At 75.3% G+C, this 776-nt stretch carries 1 protein-coding gene and 1 pseudogene; both read right to left on the reverse strand.

The annotated features are described in order from the left end of the window. Window positions 1–258 (reverse strand): annotated as a pseudogene (locus ACFFNX_RS51690) (hypothetical protein); the annotation flags it as partial. Further along, window positions 255–776, reverse strand: a 522-nt coding sequence (locus tag ACFFNX_RS51695) for a PIG-L deacetylase family protein (RefSeq protein WP_378213857.1), incomplete at its 5' end; no start/stop codon positions are given. The pseudogene ACFFNX_RS51690 and the gene ACFFNX_RS51695, both read right to left, overlap by 4 nt.

Here is a 776-nt window from a genome sequence, read left to right on the forward strand (position 1 = left end):
GTACGGCAGGGCGGGCACGAACGTCGCCGTACCGCCGCCCGCGACACCCGGCAGGCCGACGCCGACGCCGGTCAGGTCCGCCGGAGACAGCCCGGCGTCCCGGCAGCAGTCGCCGAGCAGCGCGATCACGCGGTCCAGCAGATCGTCGTAGCCGGCCGGCACGGGGGCGCGCCGTGCCGGGCCGGGGTCCTCCGGGGTGCCGACGGCGACCCGGATGTTGGTGCCGCCGACGTCCACTCCGGCGAACGGCCCGGTCACCGGGCCGCCTCGTCGCCGGAACGGCGCAGGAACTGGCCCACCCCGGCCATCGACTGCCCGGACTGCATCCGGTACGCCTGGGCGTACCGGCAGCCCGACGTGCAGCCGCGCAGCCGGTACAGCGAGGAGTAGTAGTCGTAGTACGGGAAGGACGCGAGCCCGCGCGCCAGCTCGTACTCGCGTACCGCCTCCCGCCACGCGGGCACGCCGTCGGTCACGTCGAACAGCCGCTCGGGCCGGAAGCCCTCGTCGTCCTCCCAGTTCTCCCCGAACAGCAGCGTGCCGGTGTCGTGCGCGGGCAGGTCGCGCCGCAGCGTCGGCAGCGCGGCGAAGAACGCCGCGTTGACGGCGAGCGTGTGCGCGGCGCGGTGGTCCTTGTGCCAGCTTCCGGACCAGTGCGCGACGACCGCGTCGGGACGCACCTCGCGGATGACGTCGCACAGCCGCAGCGCGACCTCGTCGTCGGCCGGGACGAAGCCGTCCGGCAGGTCCAGGGTCCGCCACTCCGCGCCGAGCCG

This window comes from Actinoallomurus acaciae, assembly GCF_042429965.1.
Lineage (GTDB): Bacteria > Actinomycetota > Actinomycetes > Streptosporangiales > Streptosporangiaceae > Actinoallomurus > Actinoallomurus acaciae.